The organism is Lentzea sp. NPDC059081, assembly GCF_042738015.1.
Lineage (GTDB): Bacteria > Actinomycetota > Actinomycetes > Mycobacteriales > Pseudonocardiaceae > Lentzea.
This window is the reverse complement of the sequence record NZ_JBHYGW010000012.1, coordinates 162,784-184,684: the sequence shown is the minus strand read 5'-3', so window position 1 is coordinate 184,684 and position 21,901 is coordinate 162,784. Positions and strand designations below refer to the sequence as shown.

General features: G+C 72.0%; 21 protein-coding genes. 7 read left to right on the top strand and 14 right to left on the bottom strand.

The features are described 5' to 3' along the window. The first annotated feature begins 32 nt into the window (after window positions 1-32). On the top strand, window positions 33-1,130 hold the full coding sequence (locus tag ACFWV3_RS25990; protein ID WP_382414548.1) for a glycosyltransferase: 1,098 nt from the start codon (window positions 33-35) through the stop codon (window positions 1,128-1,130). A gap of 8 nt (window positions 1,131-1,138) precedes the next feature. Here ACFWV3_RS25990 and ACFWV3_RS25985 read toward each other — a convergent pair whose 3' ends face one another. Both ACFWV3_RS25985 and ACFWV3_RS25980 read right to left on the bottom strand, forming a co-directional pair. Then, window positions 1,139-1,987 carry a class I SAM-dependent methyltransferase gene (locus tag ACFWV3_RS25985; protein WP_382414546.1) on the bottom strand — a complete coding sequence of 283 codons (849 nt, stop codon included), beginning with the start codon at window positions 1,985-1,987 and terminating at the stop codon, window positions 1,139-1,141. Between the two features lie 58 nt (window positions 1,988-2,045). After that, entirely contained in the window at window positions 2,046-2,864 is an 819-nt protein-coding gene (locus ACFWV3_RS25980) for a class I SAM-dependent methyltransferase (RefSeq protein ID WP_382414544.1), read from the bottom strand. A 51-nt stretch (window positions 2,865-2,915) separates the two neighbouring features. Between ACFWV3_RS25980 and ACFWV3_RS25975 the strand changes: the two genes are divergently transcribed. Then, a complete protein-coding gene (locus ACFWV3_RS25975) occupies window positions 2,916-3,485 on the top strand; it encodes a serine O-acetyltransferase (protein WP_382414542.1) in 570 nt (189 codons plus the stop codon). On the opposite strand, the gene ACFWV3_RS25970 is transcribed toward ACFWV3_RS25975, so the two are convergent. The 7 genes from ACFWV3_RS25970 to gmd form a co-directional block, all read right to left on the bottom strand. After that, complete coding sequence (locus ACFWV3_RS25970) at window positions 3,461-4,324, bottom strand: FkbM family methyltransferase (RefSeq protein WP_382414540.1); 864 nt, start codon at window positions 4,322-4,324, stop codon at window positions 3,461-3,463. The genes ACFWV3_RS25975 and ACFWV3_RS25970 overlap by 25 nt on opposite strands. Then, complete coding sequence (locus ACFWV3_RS25965) at window positions 4,321-5,067, bottom strand: FkbM family methyltransferase (protein WP_382414538.1); 747 nt, start codon at window positions 5,065-5,067, stop codon at window positions 4,321-4,323. Before ACFWV3_RS25965 ends, ACFWV3_RS25970 begins: the two co-directional genes overlap by 4 nt. Before the next feature lie 1,020 nt (window positions 5,068-6,087). Further along, window positions 6,088-7,527 carry a hypothetical protein gene (locus ACFWV3_RS25960; RefSeq protein ID WP_382414536.1) on the bottom strand — a complete coding sequence of 480 codons (1,440 nt, stop codon included), beginning with the start codon at window positions 7,525-7,527 and terminating at the stop codon, window positions 6,088-6,090. After that, window positions 7,524-8,192, bottom strand: coding sequence for an acyltransferase (locus tag ACFWV3_RS25955; RefSeq protein WP_382414534.1), 669 nt, complete (start codon window positions 8,190-8,192; stop codon window positions 7,524-7,526). Before ACFWV3_RS25955 ends, ACFWV3_RS25960 begins: the two co-directional genes overlap by 4 nt. Continuing rightward, on the bottom strand, window positions 8,173-8,982 hold the full coding sequence (locus ACFWV3_RS25950) for a glycosyltransferase (RefSeq protein WP_382414532.1): 810 nt from the start codon (window positions 8,980-8,982) through the stop codon (window positions 8,173-8,175). Before ACFWV3_RS25950 ends, ACFWV3_RS25955 begins: the two co-directional genes overlap by 20 nt. Before the next feature lie 2 nt (window positions 8,983-8,984). Further along, window positions 8,985-10,145 carry a glycosyltransferase gene (locus ACFWV3_RS25945; protein WP_382414531.1) on the bottom strand — a complete coding sequence of 387 codons (1,161 nt, stop codon included), beginning with the start codon at window positions 10,143-10,145 and terminating at the stop codon, window positions 8,985-8,987. Further along, the gene (gene gmd / locus ACFWV3_RS25940; protein WP_382414529.1) at window positions 10,145-11,185 is read right to left on the bottom strand and encodes a GDP-mannose 4,6-dehydratase; all 1,041 of its coding nucleotides are present in this window, start codon (window positions 11,183-11,185) and stop codon (window positions 10,145-10,147) included. Before gmd ends, ACFWV3_RS25945 begins: the two co-directional genes overlap by 1 nt. A 147-nt stretch (window positions 11,186-11,332) precedes the next feature. Between gmd and ACFWV3_RS25935 the strand changes: the two genes are divergently transcribed. From ACFWV3_RS25935 to ACFWV3_RS25920, 4 genes are read left to right on the top strand one after another with little or no spacing between them, the layout of a single operon-like run. Then, entirely contained in the window at window positions 11,333-12,286 is a 954-nt protein-coding gene (locus ACFWV3_RS25935; RefSeq protein WP_382414527.1) for a GDP-L-fucose synthase family protein, read from the top strand. Continuing rightward, window positions 12,283-13,515 carry a glycosyltransferase family 4 protein gene (locus tag ACFWV3_RS25930; RefSeq protein ID WP_382414525.1) on the top strand — a complete coding sequence of 411 codons (1,233 nt, stop codon included), beginning with the start codon at window positions 12,283-12,285 and terminating at the stop codon, window positions 13,513-13,515. The genes ACFWV3_RS25935 and ACFWV3_RS25930 overlap by 4 nt, the downstream gene beginning before the upstream one ends. After that, window positions 13,512-14,051: a low molecular weight phosphatase family protein gene (locus tag ACFWV3_RS25925; RefSeq protein ID WP_382414523.1), complete on the top strand. Its 540-nt coding sequence runs from the start codon at window positions 13,512-13,514 to the stop codon at window positions 14,049-14,051. The genes ACFWV3_RS25930 and ACFWV3_RS25925 overlap by 4 nt, the downstream gene beginning before the upstream one ends. After that, a complete protein-coding gene (locus tag ACFWV3_RS25920; protein WP_382414521.1) occupies window positions 14,048-14,374 on the top strand; it encodes a hypothetical protein in 327 nt (108 codons plus the stop codon). The genes ACFWV3_RS25925 and ACFWV3_RS25920 overlap by 4 nt, the downstream gene beginning before the upstream one ends. Here ACFWV3_RS25920 and ACFWV3_RS25915 read toward each other — a convergent pair. Then, window positions 14,278-15,282 carry an LCP family protein gene (locus ACFWV3_RS25915; RefSeq protein WP_382414519.1) on the bottom strand — a complete coding sequence of 335 codons (1,005 nt, stop codon included), beginning with the start codon at window positions 15,280-15,282 and terminating at the stop codon, window positions 14,278-14,280. The genes ACFWV3_RS25920 and ACFWV3_RS25915 overlap by 97 nt on opposite strands. A gap of 93 nt (window positions 15,283-15,375) precedes the next feature. Here ACFWV3_RS25915 and ACFWV3_RS25910 point away from each other — a divergent pair, with 93 nt between their 5' ends. Then, window positions 15,376-16,746, top strand: coding sequence for a sugar transferase (locus ACFWV3_RS25910; RefSeq protein WP_382414517.1), 1,371 nt, complete (start codon window positions 15,376-15,378; stop codon window positions 16,744-16,746). Here ACFWV3_RS25910 and ACFWV3_RS25905 read toward each other — a convergent pair. The 4 genes from ACFWV3_RS25905 to ACFWV3_RS25890 form a co-directional block, all read right to left on the bottom strand. Further along, window positions 16,740-18,149: a polysaccharide biosynthesis tyrosine autokinase gene (locus tag ACFWV3_RS25905; protein WP_382414515.1), complete on the bottom strand. Its 1,410-nt coding sequence runs from the start codon at window positions 18,147-18,149 to the stop codon at window positions 16,740-16,742. The two genes, ACFWV3_RS25910 and ACFWV3_RS25905, sit on opposite strands and share 7 nt — an antisense overlap. A 24-nt stretch (window positions 18,150-18,173) precedes the next feature. Beyond that, window positions 18,174-18,821: a DivIVA domain-containing protein gene (locus ACFWV3_RS25900; RefSeq protein WP_382414513.1), complete on the bottom strand. Its 648-nt coding sequence runs from the start codon at window positions 18,819-18,821 to the stop codon at window positions 18,174-18,176. Window positions 18,822-19,093: 272 nt separating this feature from the next. Beyond that, window positions 19,094-20,479 (bottom strand): alkaline phosphatase, encoded by a 1,386-nt coding sequence (gene phoA, locus ACFWV3_RS25895; protein ID WP_382414511.1) that lies wholly within the window; start codon window positions 20,477-20,479, stop codon window positions 19,094-19,096. 253 nt (window positions 20,480-20,732) lie between these two features. Further along, window positions 20,733-21,710: a GlxA family transcriptional regulator gene (locus ACFWV3_RS25890; protein WP_382414509.1), complete on the bottom strand. Its 978-nt coding sequence runs from the start codon at window positions 21,708-21,710 to the stop codon at window positions 20,733-20,735. Window positions 21,711-21,901: the final 191 nt, after the last annotated feature.

Genomic DNA, 21,901 nt, shown 5'->3' with positions numbered 1-21,901 from the left:
CCCGCCAAGAACGCCATTTCACAAGGGGAACAATGCGCATCGCTTTCACCGGCAACCCGATGACCGGTCATCTCCTGCCGATGATGCCCTTGCTCGACGCCGCTCGCGCGGCCGGGCACGAAGCGGTGGTCGTCACCGCCAAGGAGCTGGAGCCCCGGCTGGCTCCGGCCACCGTCCTGCCGGCCGGCCCCGACGCGGCCGTGAACGTTGAGGAAGCCCTGCGCCGCACGGGTTTCCACCCGGCGCACCCTAGCCCGGGAACGATCGAGTACTTCGCCGGTGTGCGGGTCGACCTGGCTCTCGAGGAGACCTTGGACCAGCTGACCCGGCTGGAGCCGGACCTGCTGGTCGTCGAGGAGCTCGACTTCCTCGGCCCGCTCGTCGCGACGATGCTGAAGATCCCGTGGGTGGGACACCGAGTTGGTGCACCGCTGCCGGAGGAATTCACCGCCGCGTTGCGCGAACGTTCGGAGAAGAATTTCACCGCGCACTCGCTGCGACCGTCGGAACGCGTCGCCCTGGTCGACACCTATCCCGATTTCCTGCTCGGCCCGGATGAACACCATGACGCCGACCGGATTTCCCTGCGGCCGACGCCGAACGAGCACGGCGAAGGAACGACGGTCTCCCTCCCGGAGCGGTCCTCCCGGCCTCGTGCGCTGGTCACGCTGGGCACGACGGTGGAGGACGACGACGCGCTCGCGAGCATGGTGTCCGCGGTGAACGCCGCCGGGTTCGAGGTGCTCACCACGGTGGACGAGCTGCCTGCCGCAGCCGGTGCGCAGGGTGTGCACGCCCTCGGCTTCGTGCCTGTCGCGAAGCTGCTCCCCGAGGTGGACCTCGTGGTGTCCGCCGGTGGCACCGGCACGGTGCTGGCATCACTCAGCGCGGGCCTGCCCCTCGTTCTCCGGCCGTTTCTCGCCGACCACCCGTGGAACGCCGCCCGAGTCGCCACGCAGGGAGCCGCCATCGTCATCGACGATCCGGCCGACGCCGGCGAAGCGGCACTTCGCATCATGAACTCGGACGACCACCGAACGGCAGCCACCGCCGCCGCCGAGGCGATCAGTGCGATGAACTCCCCCGAACACGTCATCGAACTGCTGACCGCCAAGCTGCACCAGCGGTGAACGTCTGATCAGCGGCTCGCCCGCAGCATGCGGAGCACGTGCAGCGCCGGAGGCGGGGCACCGTCGAACGCCCCGCCATAGCCGGCGATCAGGTCGGGCCCGGAGCAGTCCTCGACGCCGGTGAACCCGAGCGCCAGCAACTCGGCGGCGATGCCATCAGGACTGAAGTAGCTGAACAACGGCTCACCGACCCCCGCCAACCGGGCGGCACGTGCCCGCTCGTGCACGCGTTCCTCCTCGGTAACGGCCGACCGCAGGTAGTCGAACACCACCTCGACCGACCCGCCCTGACCGGCGATGTAGGCCAACGTGGCCCGAGCGGCATCCGGAGTCAGGTAATAGACGACGCCCAGCCACACGAACACAGCCGGCTCAGCGCGGTTGAACCCGGCGGACTCCAGTTCCGTTGCCAGGGCCTGGGTCTCGAAGTCGACCGGCACGAACGTCACCGTCTCCGGACTGGAAATCCCGGCAGTGGCAAGACGTTCCCGCTTCCACGCCTGGGTAGCGGGGTGGTCCACCTCGAACACACGCACGTCCCGATGCGGATTGCGGAAGGCGAAGGTGTCCAGCCCCGCACCCAGCACCACGACCTGCCGCACACCGCCGGCCACGGCCGCGGCGACAGCGTCCTCGGCGAAACGGGCCCGGGAAGCGAAGAACAGACGGCGATGCCGGTTCGTCACAGCGTCGCTGAGACGACCGGCCGCGCCCAGCTCGACCAGATCCTCCGCGGTACGGCCGAGCAGACGTGCTGCCAGGGGGTCGGTGAAGATCTGTGGCCGGTCGACGACCTGGTGGTACGCGCGGGCGTACGCGGTCGCGAGCGCCGTCCGGCTGGGGCCGCCGTTGTCCATGGTCACGACGCTACTCACGAAACCGGCACCCCGTCAGGGCCGGGCCGGCCAGGGCCGGTCAGCGCTGATGCGGCAGGGCGTTCGTCGCCACCAGTCCGAAGGTCGTGCTCGGCCCGAACCGCTCGCCGACCCACTGCAACGGGCCTGCCTGCGTCGACCAGTAGCGGTCGACGCGCACCGAGGAGAACCGCGGCACGAGCAACGCCTCCAGCGCGCGCTCGTCGACGCCGTCGCGCACCACGTGGTACTCCACCATGTCCCCCGGTTTCGTCTCGTCGTAGGCGCCTCGGACGCGGCGCAGGAACGAGGCGAGGCCGCGCGTCAGGTCGGGACGGCCCAGGCGCCAGGTGAAGTAGGCGCCGCGGTCCACCAGCACGGACGCCCGCGTGCGCCGCGGGTACCAGAGCGGGTCCTGGTAGCTGACGAACGCTCCGCCGGGCGCGATCTGCGAGGTGTACTGCCGGACGGTGCTCAGGTAGTCGGGGATGTGGTGCAGCACCGACAGGCACAGCACCACGTCGAACGTGCCCAGCGAGGCCGCCGCCGTGCCGTCGCTGTCGTGGAGCACATGGACGGAGTTGTTGTGCCGGAACCGGTCTGCCAGCAAGATGGCGCTGTCCTGGCTCATCTCGGTGATCCACACCTCCGCACCGAGAGCGGCGACGTGGTCGGTGAACGCGCCGTGGCCCGCGCCCACCTCCAGCACGCGGCAGTGGCCCCAGCGGTCGAGCACCTCGCGCACAACGTCGCGGCAGACGTCGATCACGCGCTGGTTCAGCGTGCGGTGTCGCAGGTGCGGCGATCCCGCCGTGTAGTCGAAATCGTTCTGGTAGGCCACACTCTGATGACGTGCGACCTGTTCGGCGATGATCGTCATGGGTGTTCGTTCCTCCTGTGGGGTCGTCCGGGTGCAGTCCGAAGGGGACAGATGTCACCGACCTTCCGGTCCGTCTGGGCCGCCGACGTCGCCGCGGCGACCGGCGCGCCCACCTGCTCGGCCGTCCGCGTGCTCTGGTTGCTGCTGACGCGTCCCGGGGTGCTCGCGGTGTTCTTGTTGCGGTTGCAGCAGGTGCTGTACGCGCGCCCGGCGCTGCGTCCCGCGGCGCACCTGGTGCGTTCGTTCGCCCACTTCGTCACCGGGGCGGACTTCGTGCCCGGTTGCCGGGTCGGTCCCGGGTTGCGGATGGAGCACCCGGGAGGGGTCGTGTTCGGGGCGGGGGCGGTGATCGGGCGGGACGGGTTCGTCTGCCAGCGGGTCACGCTCGGCGAGCGCCTGGGACGCCAGGCGGGGCACGCCTACCCGGTGGTCGGTGACGGCGTGTTCATCGGTGCCGGTGCGACGGTGCTGGGCGGGGTGCGGATCGGTGACCACGCCACCGTGGGCGCCGGGGCGGTCGTGATGTGCGACGTGCCCGGTGGTGCGCTGGCGGTGGGGGTCCCCGCGCGCACGGTGACGCCGCCCGCTCAAGACGGTCACGCTCGTTCTGCCGCGGTGTAGAAGGTGTTGTAGGGCAACACTCCCGGGACCCGGAGCGGTCGGTACCCTTGCGGCGCCAGTGCTTCCCGCACGGCGAGGACCGACTCGGCCGTCGGCGTCTCCACCATCAGCAACGGCCGGTCGCGGTGCAGCACCTCGTCCGCACCGGCGAGCACCTCGGTCTCGGCGCCCTCCACGTCGACCTTCATCGCGTCGACCCTGGGCCGGCCCGCCTCGTGCCAGCGTTCGTCGACCGTGGTCACCTCGCAGGTGTGCACCGCCGGCGAACGACCGGGTGAGCCCTCCGACCGGGAGACCTGGTGGGCGAACGCGTCGTCGTCGGTGAGCACGAACCCGGCGGACCCGGCGGCCCGGCCCGCCGCGGCGCGGATCACCCGCACGTTCGGGCACCGGGCCCGGCGCACGTTGTCCGCGAGGCGCCGCGAGGTGACGGGCAGCGGTTCGAAGGCCCACACCTCCGCATCGGGCCGGTGCAGGCCCAGCAGCAGCGAGAACCAGCCGATGTTCGCCCCGACGTCGACGAACACCCCGCCCGGCCTCGTAGCGCCGGCCAGCACCTCGGCCTCCCGGTGCTCGTAGCCGGCCGCGATCAGCGACGCCCTGGCCATCGCGCCACCGGGGTCGAGCTCGATGGACACGCCCGGCGCGAGCTCGGCGGTGACGGCGGGCAACGACGTCGCGGGCAGCAGCACGTCCAGCGCCTTCAGCACGGGCATCCGCAGGTTCCCGCGCGTCACCGCGACGTGCAGGGACGCCAGCGCCAGCGTCGCCCGGGAGCGCCAACGCCCGGTGGGCGGCCCGTCTCCGAGGACGAGCCGCGGTCTCGGCAGGGAGCTCATGGTCCGACCAGGCCCCGGCGCACGAAGATCCCGTCGCACTGCAGCATCCGGCCGGTGCGCGTGTCGCGGAACCCCGGTTCGATCGACCACAGCCCGAACCCCTCGCCGGACAGGAGCTCCACCAGCTCGCCCATCAGCGGCTGGCCGGTGTAGAGGGGGACCAGCGACAGCTCCAGCTGCACCGCGACGATGCGGCGCAGCGACCTGCTCGCCCCGGCCAGCACCTCGCCCTCGTAGCCCTGCACGTCGATCTTGAGCAACGTCGAGGCCGCCGTCACGTCGTCGAGCAGGTCGTCGACCGTCGTCAGCGGTGCCTCCTCCGCGCCGACGTACACCGACTCCGGTGCCGCGTCGGCGTGGCTGGGCAGCATGTCCAGCACCGACGACGAGTAGGAGTTCCCCGCGACGTGGACGGTGACGGTGCCGCGCTCACGCCCCAGCGCGGTGCGCACGACGTGCCACCGCGGGTCCGGTCTGGCCGCGGCGCGCAGCCGTCCGCACGGTTCGGCGAGCGGTTCACACGAGATGATCCGGCCCTGGTAGCCGCCGGTGCGGATCAGCTTCGCGTACTGGCCGGAGTTCGCTCCCACGTCCAGCACCGTGCGCACGCCCGCCTGCTCGCACAGCCGCGCGAGCCTGCGGGCGAACGGGTCGCGGGTGACCTCGAAGCCCGCGCGCGCCGCCGTCCTCTTGACGGCGGAGCGCACGAAGGCGGGCACGAGCTGTCCGGTTGATGTCGGCATTTTCGGCTTCACGTCCTTCGATGTGGCGAAAAACGTTCTGCGGCAGGGACTCCGCGGTCGAGTGTGGACACAATCACCACCGTGTCGCACCCCGGAGCACCATCCCCGACCCGTTCGGGTGGAAGCCGTTCGACGCTGCTCGGCGCTGTGGTACGACTGGGCGGCGGGCAGCTCTGCGCTCAGCTCCTCACCGGCGTGCAGCTGGTCCTGGTGGCCCGCAACGCCTCCGCGGCGAGCTTCGGCTCGGCCGCCCTGTGGTACGGGGTGGCCTCGATGCTGGTCCCGCTGGTGGACCTCGGCGCGTGCACGCGGGTGCTGCGCGACGGTGGCCGGCTGGGCGCGGTCCCCGCCGGGGTGATGCGGATGTTGTTGCTGCGCAAGAGCGTGCTGCTCGGCGCGGTGGCCGCCGTGGCCGTGGCCGCGCTGGCGGTCGCGGGGCTGCCGCCCCTGTTGCTCTCGCTGGCGGTCGCCTACGGCCTGCTGCGCGCCGCGCTGCTCCTCGTGCAGGCGCAGTGGCAACTTCGCGGCAGGGCGGGGTTTTCCGCGATCCTGGCGGTGTGCGAACGGTTGGTCGCGCTGGTCGTGGGAACCGGTCTGCTGTTCGTTCCCGGTCTGCCACCGGCCGTCGGCCTCGTGGGCGGTCTGGTGTGCGGAAGTGGTGTCGTGCTGGCCTTTTCCGGCACCGTCGGCGACGAGAGGGCGTGCCCACCGGCGGCGAACCCCTTGGCCTACGGGATCCGGTTCGCGGGCGCCGCGGTCGCGGGCAACCTGGTGCTGCTGGACACCGCGGTCGTGACGCTCGTGGCGGGCGCGGAACAGGCCGGGTTGTACTCGCTCGGCGCACGCCTGTTGGGCCCGCTGCTGGTGCTGGTGTCCGCGGCGGGAACGGCGGCGCTGCCCGCCCTGTCGGCGGGAACTCGGGCGGCGACGCGGATGCTGGTGCTGGCGGGCGTGGTCTCCACGGCGCTGGTGGTGCTCCTGGCCGTGTGCGCGCCCTGGATCATGCCCCTGGTGGCCGGGTCACGGTTCACCGACGCCGTGCCCGCGCTCAGGTGGTACCTGTTCGCGACGCTCTTCGTCGTGGTGGCCCAGCTGCTGGTGCTGGCCGCTCAGGCGCGCGGTGACGAGACCGCGATGAGCGTGCTGCTCCCCGTCGGGGCGGTGCTGGGACTGTGCGGACTCGGGATCGGCGGATGGCTCGGCGGTGCCGTGGGCGCCGCGCAGGGTCACGCCGTCGCGTGCGTCGTCGTCACCGCCGCCATCGCGATGCGCAACCGCGGTCAACGCCAGCGCGAGCGCCAGCGCGATGTGTCCTCGGGTGGTGTCGCCCAGCGGTGAGAACAGCACGTGCCACAACGCCATCACGAGCACGAACAGCTCGGCGATGCCGCCCCGCCGCAACGCACGGACGATCCCGCCGCACAGCAGCACCATCGCCAGCAGCCAGAACGGCAGCGCCGCCAGCCCGGCCGTCACCCAGGACCCCAGCACGGTCGAGTGCAGGAACAGGGTCGCGGGACGGACGAACGTGAGCACGTCGTACGCCTCCAGCGGGTAGTCGTGCGACCGGAGCCAGCTCACCGCCTCCGCCTTCACCTCGGGCGGCACGACCGCGCCGGGCCCCCAGCCGAGCACGGGCCGTTCGGACACGGCCGCGAGCAGGAACACGAAGTCCTTGCGCCCGCCGACGAGGAGCCCGAGGTCGCCGTCCTGGAACCCGACCTTGATCTGCTGCTCCGCTCCGAGCGCCCCGCTGGTCGCGAGGGTGGTGTAGGCCTGCTGGAGCACGAGTGCGCCGGCGACGACCGCGCCGGCGAGCAGCACGGCCCTCGCCCGCCCCAGGCGCCTGCGCGACAGCGGCGCGAGCAAAGTGCCCAGCAGGGCGACGAACGTGACCAGGGCGAGGATGCGCGACCCGACCGCGAGGTGCCCTGCCGTGAGCACGAGCAGCACCACGGGCAGCGCGTACCGGCGGCTGTGCGCGGAGAACCGTTCCGCGGCCAGCAGGACGACCAGCGTGACGGCCTGTCCCCCGCCGAACTTCCACAGGTCGAGCCCGGCCGCGGCCGCCGGCGTGACGAACAGCCCGACCAGCTGGCCCCAGGCGAACCCGAGGAGCACGGCGCGGCGCCGGTCCGCCTCCCGGTCGCGCGGCGCCAGCACCAGGCAGAGCAGGCCGGTGGCGACGACCAGCGCGACCACGGTCGCGAAGGCGCGCACCACCGCGGCGGCCGGTCCGGGGAGCACGAGCTGGCTGACCACCAGGCCCGCGAACCAGCAGCCGGCCGTGACGAGCAACGCCGGCCCCCTCCGGCAGCGCGCCACCGCGACCAGGCACGGCGGCGCCAGCAGCACGGCGGCGATCTCCGTGAGGGAGATCCGCCCGCCCAGCGGCACGAACAACCAGAGTCCCGCACCCGCCCCGACGGCGCCGAGCAGTCCGGTCCTGGCGGCCGTCACCTGCCGATCCACGCACGGGTGCGGTGGAAGTACGCGCCGTCGATCTCGCGGATCGGTTTCGCCGGAACGCCTCCGAACAACGTGTTCGCGCGGTAGGTCTGCCCGATCGCGGTGACGCTGCCCGCGGCGAGCACGGCCCGCGGCTCCAGGCGGCACCCGGCCATCAGCAGGCAGTTCGTGCTGAGGAACGCGTGCTCGGCCAGCGTCGCCGGTGCCGTGGTCTGCTTGCCGGTCTCCAGGTCGACGGTGTGCGTCAGCACGGTGCAGCGCACACCGGCGATCGACGCGAAGGGACCCAGCAGCAGCCCGCCGGACGCGTCGACGTAGTGCCTGCTGGTCATCACCGCGTGGTCCTCGACGCGCACCACCCCGTCGAGGCCGTGGCGGCCGTCCCGCAACGAGGGCGCGGTCGAGAACCAGTTGAACTGTCCGATGAGGACGTCGGCGCCGATGTCCAGCGACCTCAGGCCGCGGAACGTGTTGCCGTGTCCCACCACGGAACCCGCGCCCACGCGCACGGCGGTGCCGCCGAGGACGAGGCAGATGCCGATCCTGGCCGAGGGCGCGATGTCGTGACCCAGCAGCACGAGCACCCGGTTCTTGAAGCGCCCTGGCGGGAGCAGCCAGCACGCGGACCGCACCAGGTCACGCACTCGGTTCAGCACGGGTGGACCACCTCTCTCGAAGCCGGGTGTACGTGGGGCCGAAGCGCAGGCGAGCGGTCGCGACACCGGCGGCGTGCCACGCGGTGCCGGCGACGGCGCGCACGACGTCGAGGTCGGTGCGGCGGCCGCGCCACCGCACCACCGCGCCCTCGGTGAAGAACCTGCGGCCGAGCCCGCCGGACTTGCTGGCGTCGTGGTACCGCAGGGCGCCCAGCGGCCGGGGGACGACGACCTGCGCGGCGTCCGCGAGCTTCAGCATCAGGTCGAAGTCCATGACGTAGTGCAGGTCGCGGGAGTAGCCGCGCAGCAGGAGCAGCAGGTCGCGCCGCACCAGCATCGCGCCGGAGAACGCGTAGCACCCCTGCACCAGCAGGCGGCCGCGGTCGAGCTCCCGCGCGGGGCTCTCGCGGACCACCTCTCCCCCGCCGCCGACCAGGCGCCATCCCCCGACGACGACGTCGGGAAGGCTCGCCCGGCGCTCGAGCTCCCCGCGCACGACCTCGAACGCGCCGGGCAGCACCAGGTCGTCGGCGTTGACCCACCAGACGTAGTCGCCCCGCGCGCGCCGCAGCGCGCGGTTGAGCGCGTCGGACTGACCGCCGTCCTTCTCGCGCACCACCAGCATCTTCGGCGTGCGCGCGGCATAGCGGTCGAGGACCTCGGCCGAGCCGTCGGTGGACAGGGCGTCCTGCACGATCAGCTCGTCCTGCGGCCCGAGCTGGTCCACGACGCTGTCCAGGCACGGTCCCAGATACCGCCCCGCGTTGAGGCAGGGCATCAGGACGCTCACCGCTACCACCGCGCGAACACCCCCTCCACCACTCGCCGGTAGCTCCGGCTGACGCGGTCGCGGTCCAGTGCCCACCGCGCCCAGTCCTGCCCGGCCCGGGAGATCTTCTCCCGCACCCGGTCGTCGGTCAGCAGCGTCCGCAACGCCATGGCGGCCACCGCCGGGTGGCGGCGGGTGACGACCGCGCCGCCCGCCGCCACCAGCTCGTCGCCGAGGTAGACCTCGTCGCTCAGCAGCACCGCGCACCCGGCGGCGAGCGCCTCCGCGGTGGCGACGCTGAAGTTCTCGTTGTCGCTGAGCAACGCGAACACGTCGGCCGCGGCGAGCAGCTCGCGCCGCCGTCTCGGCTCGACCCAGCCGGTGAAGACGACCCGGCCGGGTGACTCGCGGGCCGACGCCGCGGCGCGCAGCGACCGGTCCAGCTGGGCGTCGCCGACCCCGGCCACGACCAGGGTGTCGTCGGGTCCCGCGGCGAGGTCGAACGCCTCCATCAGCAGCGGCAGCCCCTTCTTCCGGTCGATGCGGCCGAGGAACAGCACCACCCGGCCGGTCACCGGCAGGCCGCACGCACGTCTGGCGCGTTCCCGCGACTCGCCGGCCGCCGCGACGGGGACCGCGTCCGGCAGCGGCAGCGGCAGCACCTCCCGGCGGGTCCCCGCCCCGAAGTCCTCCAGGCGGTCCGCCTCCCGCTGGGTCGTGCACATGACCGCGGACGCCCCCGCGATGCTCTCCCTCCACAGTGGAGCGAGACGGCGCTTGGCCCACCCGTGCTCGCGGAGGTCGTAGGGGTCGAGGCTCCCGTGTGGCCAGAGCAGGTAGGGAACGGCGTACCTGCGGGCGGTCCGGCCGCACAGGTGCGCGGTGAGGTCGAACACGCCGTGCACGACGACGAGGTCGTGCTGGGGCACCAGCCGGGCCAGCGTCGAGCGCAGCCTGCCGGAGCCGTGGAACCTCCCGGACACCCGGCCGGGTGGCAGCACCTCGACGTCGAAGCACGACGACAGCTCGCTCAGCAGCCGGTCGCCCTGCTCCGGGCGGTGCAGGCTCACCAAAGTGGCGTCGTGGCGCAGCATGCTCTCGACGTGGCCGAGCGCTCCGACCGCCGCCGAGACACCTCCGTACCGGTCGCCAACGCTCGCGACCGCGTGCAGCACCCTGAGCATCAGTGCCGGACGATCTGCGCGCCGGCGAACGTGCCCGAACGCGGCCGGGGCGGTCGTGGCCCGTGCCGGTCGACCTCGTCCAGGTCCGCCTCGATCATGATGCGGGCGAGCTCCGGCCCGTGCGTCCGCGCCGTCCACCCGAGCTTCGCCGCGGCCTTGCTGCTGTCACCGATCAGCGCGTTCACCTCGACCGGGCGCAGGTAGCGCTGGTCGAAGCGCACGTGGTCGCGCCAGTCGAGGCCGATCGCGCCGAAGGTGTAGCCGAGGAAGTCCCGGACGGTGCACGAGGTGCCGGTGGCCACGACGTAGTCCTCCGGCTCGTCCTGCTGCATCATCAGCCACATCGCCTCGACGTATTCGGGGGCGTAGCCCCAGTCGCGCACGGCGTCGAGGTTTCCGAGGTAGAGTGCCTTTTGTTCGCCCGCCCTGATCCGCGCGGCCGCCCTGGTGATCTTGCGCGTCACAAAGGTCTCGCCCCGCCTGGGGCTTTCGTGGTTGAACAGGATTCCGTTGACCGCGTACATTCCATAGCCCTCGCGGTAGTTGCGGGTCACCCAGTAGGCATAGGTCTTGGCGGCGGCGTACGGCGACTGCGGCCGAAACGGGGATTCCTCGTTCTGCGGTGGCGGAGTTCCACCGAACATCTCGGAACTGGACGCCTGGTAGAACCGGCACGGCAGATCAACCATTCGGATGGTTTCCAGCAGCCGCACGGTGCCTAGACCGGTGGTGTCGCCGGTGAACACCGGTTCGTCGAAACTGACTCGAACGTGGCTCTGCGCGGCGAGGTGGTACACCTCATCAGGCGCGATACTGGACAAAAGGGTGGCAAGACGACAACCGTCCGTGAGGTCGCCGTAGTGGAGTGTGAGCCTTCCGGGTTCCGCCACCGGATCCCGATAAAGATGATCGATTCTCTGCGTGCCGAACGAGCTGGACCTGCGGATGATTCCGTGGACTTCGTATCCCTTGGCGAGCAACAGTTCGGTGAGGTAGCTTCCGTCCTGTCCGGAGATTCCAGTGATCAGAGCAGTTTTCATCGCGGTCTCCCGGATCGATCGGCTGACGCGTCGTCTTCACTCCTTGGTCACCGGGACATCATCGGCAGATACTTCGGCGACAGGCGACCACGCATCAGCAAGTTCACACAAAAGAATTATTTTTCCGATTGCCGGAGGGGATGCCGAATGCACAGCCCGCTCAACAGGGACGTTCCCGTCTACGTCGCCGGCCACACCGGGCTCGTGGGCTCCGCCTGCGTGCGGCTGCTGCGGCGACGGGGGTTCACCAGGGTGGTCACGGCGTCGTCCGCCGAGCTCGACCTCCGCGACCACGAGGCCACCGCCGGGTTCCTGAGGCGCCACAGACCGGAGGTGGTGCTGCTGGCGGCCGCACGGGTGGGCGGCATCGCGGCCAACCACGCGGCACCGGCCGACTTCCTCAGCGACAACCTCCGCATCCAACTGTCCATCATGGACGCCGCCCGCGCGCTGCGGATACCGCGGCTGCTCTTCCTGGGCTCCTCCTGCATCTACCCGCGCGACTGTCCACAACCGATCCACGAGTCGGTGCTGCTGAGCGGCCCGCTCGAACCGACCAACGAGGCCTACGCGGTCGCCAAGATCGCGGGCGTGACGCAGGTCAGCTCGGTCCGCCGGCAGGACGGGCTGCCGTGGATCTCGGCCATGCCCACCAACCTGTACGGGCCGGGCGACAGCTTCGACCCCGAGCGCTCGCACGTGCTCCCCGCGCTGCTGCGCAAGTTCGACGAGGCGGTCCGCGAGGACGCCGGCACCGTGACGGTGTGGGGCACCGGCACGCCCCGCCGGGAGTTCCTCCACGTCGACGACCTCGCCGAGGCCTGCCTGACCCTGCTCGAGCACTACGACGACGACAGCCCTGTCAACGTCGGCACCGGCGAGGACCTGACCATCGCCGCGCTCGCCGAGCTGGTCGCCGCCACGGTCGGCTTCCGCGGGCGGATCGCGTTCGACCCGCGCCGCCCGGACGGGACGCCGCGCAAGGTCCTCGACATCAGCACGATCCGCGCGCTCGGGTGGGCACCGCGGATCGGTCTCGCGGAGGGGCTCCGCAGCACCTACGCCTGGTACCGCGGCGCGCAGGAGGTGGTGGTCCGGTGAAGGTGGTCATGGTGGGGCTGAACTACGAGCCCGAACACGCGGGCATCGCCCCGTACACGACCGGCACCGCCCGCGCGCTCGCCGAGGCCGGGCACGAGGTGCACGTCGTCACCGGGTTCCCGTACTACCCGCAGTGGCGCACGGCGGACGGCTACCGCGGCCTGAGTGCCGGCCTGGTCCGCAGGCTGCGCGACGGCGACGTCCGGCTCACCCGGTTGAGGCACTACGTGCCGTCCAGCTCCACCGGGGTCGGCAGGATCGCGCACGAGGCCTCGTTCGCCGTGCACGCCTGCCTGCGCACGCGCGGCCGGGAGCTGCGCGACGCCGACGTGGTGATCGGGGTGAGCCCCTCGCTGCTCTCGCTGCTGGCCGCCCGCGGCCTCGCCGCGCGGACGGGGGCCGCGTTCGGCGTTGTCGTGCAGGACCTCTACGCGTCGGTCACCAGCGAGGTGGGCGCGCTGGGCGGCCGGGGCGGCTCGCAGGTCGCGCGGCTGGAGGCGAACCTCCTCCGGTCGGCCGACGGGGTCGTGACCGTCCACGAGAGGTTCAGCGACGTGCTGCGCACGCAGCACGGGGTCAGCCCGGACCGCGTCACGGTCATCCGCAACTGGACGCACATCCCGCTGTCGTCCACGCCGGTGCCGGCGCCGTGGCCCACCGGCACGGGCACCGTCGTGCTGCACGCCGGGAACATGGGCGCGAAGCAGGAGCTCGGCACCGTCGTGGACGCCGCGCGGCTGGCGGACCGCCGGGGTGACGACGTGCGCTTCGTCCTCGTGGGTGACGGTGCCCGGTGCGCCGAGCTGCGCCGCCAGGCCGCCGGGGTGCGCAGGATCAGCGTGCTGCCCCCGGTCCCCGACGCCGAGTTCGCGGGCGTGCTGGCCGCCGCGGACGTGCTGCTGGTGAACGAACGCCCCGGACTGCGGTCGGTGTGCGTGCCGAGCAAGCTGACGTCCTACTTCGCCGCGGGCCGTCCGGTGCTCGCCGCGACCGAGGAGGACAGCCCCGCCAGCGCGGAACTGTCCGCCGCCGGTGCCGGAGTCCGCGTGGCGCCAGGAGATCCCGCCGCGTTGCTGGACGCGGCGCTGCGGCTGGGGCACGACTCGTCGCTGCGCGAACGCCTGGGGCGCAACGGGCACCGGTACGCCAGCACGGAGCTGTGCAGGCAGCAGGCCGCCGAGCGGTACCGCGCCTGGGTCGCCGGTCTCGGCGCGCGGAGCGGCCGATGAGCGCGCCTCATCCGGTGCTGGTGCTCTGCACCGCCAACGAGTTCCGCTCCCCGCTCACCTCCCACCTGCTCGCGTCCGTCGCGGGCACGGGACTGGTGTTCACCAGCGCCGGCCTGCGCGCGAGAGAGGGCGACCCGGTCGCCGAGGTCGTGCGGGACCTGTTGGCGGAACGGGGAATCGACGCCTCGGGGTTCCGCTCCCGGCGGGTGACGGACGCGCTGCTCGCCGAAGCGGGCACCGTGATCGCCATGACGAGGGCGGAGCTGTCGGACGCGTTGCGGCTCCGGCCGCGGGCGCTGTCGTCGGCCGTGACGCTGGGCGAGCTCGCCGCCGCGGCGGAGCACGTGGGAGAAGCCGAGTGGGACGCCCTGGTCGCCACGGCGATCGCCCGGCGCGGCACGACCGACGTGGACGACGTCCCCGACCCGAGCGCGGCCGGTCAGAAGGTCACCGAGGAGGTCGTCGCGCGGATCGTCCGCTGCACGGACGCCATCGGCACGAGTATCGGCGCCGGACTCACCGCGAGGCGGCGGTGAAGCCCGTGGCCGCGGCCGTCGCGGGGCTGCTCCTCGCCGGTACCTGCGCGGTGCTGCTCGCGGTGGCGCTCGGCCTGGTGCACCACCCGTTGTGGTGGTGGTCCGGGCTCGGCGCCCTCGCGCTGACGAGCGGGGTGGCCGCCGTCGTCCGGGCACGACGCGGCGCCCGCGGGCGGGTCCCGGACCTCGTCCTGCCGACGACGCCGCTGCCGCGCGCGGCCGGTGATCAGGACGGCGTGATGGTCAGCGGCAACGGGATCGGCGCGCCGGTGCGCACCGCCTCCGCCACCGCCGCGAGGCGTTCGCGGTCCAGCTCCAGGTAGGCCTGGCCGTCCGCGGAGGTGCCGGATCCCGCGACGGGAGCGGTGTGGAACGAGACCGAACCGGAGGGGAGGGTGGCCATGTCGAAGAAGAGGTCGAGGAACGTGTCGTCGTCGAGGCCGGAGTCGGTGCTCACGTCGCGGCGCACCACCGAAAGCACTTTCTGCCGCAGCGCGCCGTCCGTCAACGCCCGCGCGGCGATCTGCCTGCCCACCGCGGACAGCAGGACGTGCTGCCGGGTGATCCGGTCGATGTCGCCGCCGGGAAGCCCGTACCGCTGCCGCACGAAGGTGAGCGCGCGGTCGCCCTGCAGCACCAGCCGGCCCGCCTCGAAGGTGGTGCGCGTCAACGGGTCCGTCGACGTGGTGGGGTTGTCGACGGCGACGCCGCCGAGCGCGGTCGTCAGGTCGCGCACCGCGGCGAAGTCCACCACGACCACGTGGTCGATGCGGATGCCGGTCACCGCCTCGACGGTCCTGATCGTCAGCGGCACGCCGCCGTAGGCCAGCGAGGCGTTCACCTTCGCCATGCCGTGTCCCGGGATGTCGACCCACGAGTCGCGCGGGATGGACAGGACCTCGGCCCTGTCGCGGCTCTGCGGCAGGTGGGCGAGGAGGATCGTGTCGGCCCGCTGCCCGGTGACGCCGCCGCCGGCGTCCGCGCCGAGCCGGATGTCGCTTCCCAGCAGCAGCACCGTTTTCGGCGGCGCGGCGGCCACGGAGATGCGGACCGACTCCGGCCGGTTCGTCATCCCGGCGAACACGTCGCCCTGGAGGTGCCCGACGCTCGCCGCGACCTCACGGCGCAGGTACCAGCCGTACCCGGTGAGAACGAAGGTGGCGAGCACGGTCACCACGACCAGCAACCTGCCCGCCCGCACGAGACCACGGCGCTCGGAGATGGCACTCATGCCACGACCATGATCAGCGGTCTCCGCGGCTGTCAACCGGGTCTCCCCCATCAGGTGACGCCCGATCTCCTGGCAGACGAGAAGGATCCGACGATGTACGAACCTCCTTGGTGGACGAGGTACCGGCAGCTCCTGCTCGGCTCGGACGCGTTCGCCGTGCTGTGGGCGGTCGCCCTCGTGCCGGTGACGAGCGCCAGGCCGGCGGCGTGGCGGGAGACCGCGACGGCGATCCTCTTCGCGTGCCTGTGGTTCGCGGCCCTCACGGCGTTCGGTTCCCGCACTCCTGCCGTGCTGGGCGACGGGCACGAGGAGTACCGGCGGGTGCTCGCGGCGTCCACGACGTTCTGGGGACTGGCCGCGATCGCCGCCTACGTCCTGCGCGACGCGGAGGTGCGCGGGTACCTGCTGGCCGCGTTCCCCACGGGCGTGGCCGCGCTGGTGCTGTCGAGGTGGTTGTGGCGCCAGTGGTTGCACGCGCACCGCTGGTCGGGCCGCTGGTCCGCGCGCGTGCTGCTCGTGGGCGATCCCGACCGCTTCCCGCACCTGGCGGACCAGCTCGACACCGTTCCCTGCGCCGGTTTCCGGGTGGTGGGCACGTGGTCGGGCGAGGACCTCGGGTCGGCCGCGGACTCCGCCCGCGCCGCGCTGCGGTCCGCCCGCCGGGTGCGCGCCGACACGATCGCCGTGACCGGGGAGCCGTCCGCGGGCGCGGACCTCCTGCGACACCTGAGCTGGTTGCTCGAGGGGACGGAGACCCAGCTCGTCGTGGTTCCGGCGGCGATGGCGGTCGCGGAGCCGCGCATCCACGCGCGTCCCGTCGCCGGCCTTCCGGTGCTGGTGATCGAACCACCGCGCTTCACCGGCATCGCCAGGTTCGTCAAACGCGTCGTCGACCTGGTCGCGTCCGCCACCGCGCTCGTGCTGCTGAGTCCACTGCTGCTGGCCGTCGCGGTGGCGGTCAAAGTGGACAGTGCGGGTCCCGTCCTCTACCGGCAGACCCGATCGGGACGGCACGGCAGGGAGTTCCAGGTCTGGAAGTTCCGGACCATGTCACCGGGTGCCGACCTGGTCCAGCACGAGCTCGCCGCCGGCAACGAGGCCGGCGGCCCGTTGTTCAAGATGCGGGCCGATCCGCGCGTCACCCGGCTGGGCAGGCACCTGCGCCGCTGGTCGCTCGACGAGCTGCCGCAGCTCGTCAACGTCCTCATGGGACAGATGAGCCTGGTCGGTCCCCGCCCGCCGCTGCCGAGCGAGCTGCGGCGCTACGACCGCGACGTGCGCCGGCGGTTGCTGGTCAAGCCGGGGATGACCGGGCTGTGGCAGATCAGCGGACGGTCCGACCTCACCTGGCACGCCAGCGTGGAGCTCGACCTCTACTACGTGGAGAACTGGTCGTTCACGCTGGACCTCATCGTGCTGTGGAAGACCGCGCGGGCGGTGCTGAGCTGCCGCGGGGCCTACTGACGGCCGACGGCGCGCGGCAGCGCCCGGCGAGTGCGCCGCCACCGGGCGAACCACCCGGGGGCGGCCCCACCGCCGTAGCGGTAGTAGCCGGGTTCCTGGCCGGACGGCACGGGCATCAGGTTCAGCACCGTGCCGACCACTCGCGCGCCGACGGTCTCGAGAGCGCGCACGGACCGTTCGAGCTGGTCGCGGGTCGTGCGGCCGATCGCGGTGACGAGCAGGACGCCGGTGGCGCAGCGGGCGAGCAGGGCGGCGTCGGTCACCGGCAGCAGCGGCGGCGAGTCGATGATCACCAGGTCGAACCGGGTCTCCAGCTCCCCGATCAGCTTGCCGGCGGCCGGGGAGCCGAGCAGCTCGCTCGGGTTCGGCGGCAGCTCGCCGGCGGTGAGCACGTGCAGTCCCCCGTCCCAGCGCTGCAGGGCCTCGTCCAGGCCGATGCGGTCGAGCAGCACCGTGGTGAGGCCGACCGTGTCGACCAGGCCGAGGTAGTGCGCGATGCGCGGCTGCCGGAGGTCTGCGTCGACCACGACGACCTTCATCCCGCTGTCGACGAGCGTCAGCGCCAGGTTCACGGCGGTGGTGCTCTTGCCCTCGTTGGGCATCGACGACGTGATGACGACGGACCGGAGCTCGCCGACGGCCGACACGAACTGGAGGTTGGTGCGCAGCTTGCGGAACGCCTCCGCGCGCGAGCTCTGCTGGCTGCGCAGCAACGTCGGGTTCTGCGCGGCCTGCCGGTCGAACGGGATCTCGCCCAGCACCGCGCCGTTGACGCTGCGGGGCAGGTCCGCCTCTCCGCGGACGCGGGTGTCGGCCGCGTTGCGCACGAGGGCCGCGACGACGCCGAGGACGAGCCCTCCCAGCACCCCCGCCCCCAGCGTGAGCGGGATCGACGGGAACACCGGCTCGTCCGGGACCGTCGCGCGGCGCACGAAGCTGACCGCGACCGGGGAGGTGTCCGAGGTCGCCGTCTCCAGCCTGGTGATGACCTGGATGAGCGACTCGCCGACCGCCGTGGCGATCGCGGCCGCGCGGCTCGCGTCCGCGTCGCGCACGGAGATGTCGAGGAGCACGGTGTCCAGGGGCGCCGACACGACGACGCGGGACGCCAGCCGGTCCGCGGTCTCGGTGAGCCCGAGCTTCTCGATGACCGGGTCGAGGACGCTCGGCGTGGCGACGACCTGGGCGTAGGTCTTCACGCGCTGCTGGCCGAAACTGCTGCCGGAGAACAGTTCCGCGGTGCCCTGGCCCTGCTTGGTCGACACGAAGAGCTGGCTGTTGGCCTGGTACTGCGGCGTGGTTCCGCTCAGGAACACCACCGCGACGATGATGCCGAGCGCGAGCCCGGACGCGATCAGCCTCCACCTTCTGCGCAACACGCGGAGGTAGTCGACAGGTCCCACTCCGATTCCCTCCGGCCTCGTCGCTCAGGAAGTGCTGGTCTTGGACTCGCTCCGCCGGCGCTGGGGCATCGACGCCGGCCCCGGCGAACGTGGTTTGCCGGAGGCGCCGGAGCGGCGCGGGCTGGGCGGCACGATCTCGTCGGCCGGCGTCTCCGGCGGTTCCGGTTCGGCGGGCACGACGCCCTTCTGCTCGCGCGGCAGCGGAGCGGTCTCCCGCAGGTCGCGGATGGTGGCCTCGACGCGCGCCAGGTCGGCGAAGATCGCGCGCGCGGCGGAGCGCAGCTCGGCCGCCTCCCCCTCCGCGTGCGCCACGATCCGCCTCGCCTCGCTGCGGGCGGCGCGTTCGGTCTCCTCCTTGAAGCCCTTCGCCGCGTCGCACAGCTCGGAGCACTCGCGCAGGGCCTCGTCGCGCAGTTCCGCGGCCTCGGCCTCGGCGAGCGTCAGCACCCTCTCGATCCGGGAGCCGATCCCGGTGACCGCCGCGTCCACCTCCACGTGCTCGGGGAGAACGGCCACCCCGTCGCGCACCGCCCGCTCCAGCCGCAGGGCGCGTTCCTGGAGGGCTTGGACGTACTCGTCGACCTGCTGTCGGTCGTAGCCGCGGAAAACGACCGCGAACCTCTCCTGTCCGCCGGTGGCCGGTTCGACGTGGACAACCCCGGAATCCTCCATGATCGCAGTGTCATCGGCGTGGTGTCTCTCGGCAATCCGGAAACCGTTCCGCCCCAAGTCGTTCGCACCATTGAGTGAACTCTCGCCGACACCCGCGGTGGTTCCACAACGGACCGGAGTCGACGCACCTCGGCAGGACGGCGCCGGGCTCGGTCACCGCTGACCGGTGGCCGGCGGAGGCGCGTGAACCGTCGTGGACACAGCACGGCCCTCGTCCGCAGCCGCGGACGAGGGCCGTGCCGGTTCCCGGACTGATCCGGCCCGGAGTGCCGTCAGCGCAGGGAGAGCGCCCGGCTGATCGTGTGGAACAGGTCGGTCTGGTCGGTCACGCCGACCACGTTCGCCGCCTGCGGGCCGTAGCCCGCGATGCGCACCTGGGTGCCGGTGTGCTCCTGCGACTGGCCAGGGGTGTTGGTCGCGTAGTTGATGGTCATCTGGGCGTTGTCGTGCGTGATGAGCGTCGCGGTCTGGCCGGGGCTGGCCGTGCCGTTCGGGATGATCTGGCTGGTGTGACCGTGGTCCGCGGTCACGACGACCAGGGTGTCCTGGTGGCTGCGGGCGTAGGCGAGGCCCGCGGCGACGGCGTCGTCGAAGCCGACGGTCTCCCCGATCTGGCCGCACGGGTTGGCGGCGTGGTCCTGCTTGTCGATGCTCGCGCCCTCGACCTGCAGGAAGAAGCCCTTGTCGCGGCGGTTCGAGCGGTCGAGCAGGTCCAGCGCCTTGCGGGTCATGTCCACGAGCTTCGGCGCCGCGGCGGGCAGTGCCGGGTTCGGCGTGCAGGTCGAGGCCGGGGTGCCGCCCACCTTCGCGGCCGGGCCCGCCCACTGGACCTCCATGTTGCCCTCGGCGAACAGGCCGAGCACGGGCTTGTCCCTGCCGGCGGCCTTCAGCGACGCGGCGTCGGTCGGCAGCTGGTAGCCGGCGGCCTTCGCCTGGTCGATGACCGTCCTGCCCTGGAACTGGCCGGCCTTCACGGTCTGCTTGAAGTACTTCGCGCCACCACCGAGGATCACGTCCGGGTGGGTCTGCACGAGCTGTTCGGCGATCGAACCGGCGCCGCCGTTCTCCTTGGCGTTCACCGCGCACTTCGCGGTCGTCTCGTCCGGGCCCTTGCAGTCGCGGTTCACGACGTGCGAACCGAGCACGGCCGGCGTCGCGTCCTGCACCTCGGCGGTGGTGACGTCACCCGTGCGGTAGCCCTGGCGCTTGGCCAGCTCCAGCAGCGTCGGCACCGGGTTCCCGTACGCGTCGACGGAGATCGCGCCGTTGTAGGTCTTCGTGCCGGTCGCCCAGCCGGTGCCGGACGCGGCCGAGTCGGTCACGTAGTCCGGTTTGGACGGATCGTTCTGCGTCACGGCGTACGTCGTGTACGCCCCCGTCAGCGGCAGGGTGTCCATGTTCAGCCTGCCCGCGGCGCCGCGGGAGTAGTTGCGCGCCGAGGTGATCTCCGAGTCGCCCATGCCGTCACCGATGAACAGGATGACGTTGCGCGCCTTGCCTCCCTGGATCGCCTGGCGCACCTCCTGCGTGCGGTCGCCGGAGGACGCGCTGCGCTTCGACTGGTCGTCCTGGGCCGACGCGGACGGTGCGACGGCCGCGACCACCAGGCCGAGGGCGGCCAGCGCCGTCCAGGTTCGCCGACGATTCAACACAGCCACCGGGAAACACCTCCACGAGCACGACAGCGGGACGCCGAAGTACCTCACTTCCGCGTGTGCTCGGAAAGGCGCGCAGATGTGCATCGTCCAGCGATCCGGTGAACAGGACGACCAGACGTTCAACCCAAATCGCCGATGTCGTCCGCTCCGGACACCAATCGCCGCACGGCTTGTCCGTTAAGACGGATCTGCGGTTCTGCCGCCGCAGCACCGCTTCTCGACCGGATCGGCATCCCCTGACGCGCAAGGGCTGTTATCGGAACGTCTGCCGATATCGCGACGGAGTGGTGCGGTTGTGCTCGTTGAAGTGGACCCGCAGCGACTCCATCGAGCCGAACCCGCACATGACCGCCACCTCGGCGATGGGGAGGTCCGTCGTCTCGAGCAGCGTCCGGGCCTTCACCACGCGCTGGGCGGTGACCCAGTCGAGCACGGACGACCCTGTGATGGCCTTGAAGCGACGGCTCAACGTCCGGGTGCTCGTGTGCGCTTGGCGGGCGATCGCGGCCAGGGTGAGGGGCTGGTCGAGGTTCGCGAGCATCCAGCCGAGCAGGTCGCCCAGGGCGCCGCTCTCGTCGGGTGCCGGGCTCTGGATGAACTGCGCCTGGCCGCCCTGCCGGTGCGGGGCGCTGACCAGGTAGCGAGCCACGGTGTTCGCGACGGCCTGGCCGTGGTCGGTGCGCAGGACGTGCAGGCAGAGGTCCACGCCGGCGAGGATGCCGGCCGAGGTGATCACGTCGCCGGCGTCCACGTACAGCTGGTCGCGCAGGATCTCGACTTCCGGGTGCCGGGCCTCGAGGTGGTCGGCCCAGGCCCAGTGGGTCGTCACCGGTCCGCTGCCCAGAACTCCCGCCTCGCCGAGGATGAACGCGCCGGTGCAGATGGAGATGATGCGCGCTCCGCGGGCGTGGGCGGCGCGGACAGCATCGGAGAGCTCGGGCGCGACCGGCCGCAACGGTTCGGCGGTGCCCGGCACGATGACGGTGTCGGCTCGCGCGAGCTGTGACAGCGGCAAGACGTCGCGGGCTCCCAGATAGGGGCCGCAGGCGGCGTCGGGCTCGCCGACGAGCGCCACCTCGTACGGATGGCTGGTCACGCCCGTGTCGGCGTAGACCTGCTCGCTCCACGGCCCGAAGACCGACAACGGGACGACCAGGTCCAACGCCACCACGTCGGGAGGGATCAGGACGTGCACCCGATGCTTGGCTCGATCCTGGGAGTACCTGGCCATCGAGCCATTGTATCGACCTGCGCGCCTCCCTACCGTTTGGACCGGCATCAAACAGTTCGGTGCGTCGAAGGAGCGATTCATGCACGTCGTAGTGGTGAACTGGACATCCGCGGCCGCTTCGCCGCGGACCCGCGCGGTGGACTTCAGGTCGTTGAGCGCCGGCGTGGCGGCCAACGGGATCGTGAGGCCGC

Coding starts and splice junctions, on each gene's coding strand:
- ACFWV3_RS25990 (WP_382414548.1), top strand. CDS start 33: ATGCGCATCGCTTTCACCGGCAACCCGATGACCGGTCATCTCCTGCCG.
- ACFWV3_RS25985 (WP_382414546.1), bottom strand. CDS start 1,987: ATGGACAACGGCGGCCCCAGCCGGACGGCGCTCGCGACCGCGTACGCC.
- ACFWV3_RS25980 (WP_382414544.1), bottom strand. CDS start 2,864: ATGACGATCATCGCCGAACAGGTCGCACGTCATCAGAGTGTGGCCTAC.
- ACFWV3_RS25975 (WP_382414542.1), top strand. CDS start 2,916: ATGTCACCGACCTTCCGGTCCGTCTGGGCCGCCGACGTCGCCGCGGCG.
- ACFWV3_RS25970 (WP_382414540.1), bottom strand. CDS start 4,324: ATGAGCTCCCTGCCGAGACCGCGGCTCGTCCTCGGAGACGGGCCGCCC.
- ACFWV3_RS25965 (WP_382414538.1), bottom strand. CDS start 5,067: ATGCCGACATCAACCGGACAGCTCGTGCCCGCCTTCGTGCGCTCCGCC.
- ACFWV3_RS25945 (WP_382414531.1), bottom strand. CDS start 10,145: ATGCTCAGGGTGCTGCACGCGGTCGCGAGCGTTGGCGACCGGTACGGA.
- gmd (WP_382414529.1), bottom strand. CDS start 11,185: ATGAAAACTGCTCTGATCACTGGAATCTCCGGACAGGACGGAAGCTAC.
- ACFWV3_RS25935 (WP_382414527.1), top strand. CDS start 11,333: ATGCACAGCCCGCTCAACAGGGACGTTCCCGTCTACGTCGCCGGCCAC.
- ACFWV3_RS25925 (WP_382414523.1), top strand. CDS start 13,512: ATGAGCGCGCCTCATCCGGTGCTGGTGCTCTGCACCGCCAACGAGTTC.
- ACFWV3_RS25915 (WP_382414519.1), bottom strand. CDS start 15,282: ATGAGTGCCATCTCCGAGCGCCGTGGTCTCGTGCGGGCGGGCAGGTTG.
- ACFWV3_RS25910 (WP_382414517.1), top strand. CDS start 15,376: ATGTACGAACCTCCTTGGTGGACGAGGTACCGGCAGCTCCTGCTCGGC.
- ACFWV3_RS25900 (WP_382414513.1), bottom strand. CDS start 18,821: ATGGAGGATTCCGGGGTTGTCCACGTCGAACCGGCCACCGGCGGACAG.
- ACFWV3_RS25890 (WP_382414509.1), bottom strand. CDS start 21,710: ATGGCCAGGTACTCCCAGGATCGAGCCAAGCATCGGGTGCACGTCCTG.